Source organism: Crenobacter sp. CS_VA4, from assembly GCF_055597485.1.
Genome location: NZ_JBVMAE010000186.1, coordinates 1 through 242 on the forward strand (window position 1 = coordinate 1; position 242 = coordinate 242).

General features: G+C 62.8%; 1 other RNA gene. It reads left to right on the top strand.

Annotation, left to right across the window (positions count from 1 at the left end):
- Positions 1-242: RNase P RNA component class A (gene rnpB, locus ACZ2IA_RS23235), an RNA gene on the top strand; the annotation flags it as partial.

The following is a 242-nucleotide window of genomic DNA, read 5'->3' on the forward strand; positions in this document are numbered from 1 at the left end:
CACAGGGCGAGGTGCCAGGTAATACCTGGGGGGCGTGAGCCTACGGAAAGTGCAGCAGAGAGTAGACCGCCTAAGGGCCGCAAGGTCCCGGCAAGGGTGAAAGGGTGCGGTAAGAGCGCACCGCGCGACCGGTAACGGGAGCGGCATGGTAAACCCCACCTGGAGCAAGACCAAATAGGGGAACGATGTTGTGGCCCGCAATGTTCCCGGGTTGGTTGCTAGAGGGCGACGGTGACGTCGCT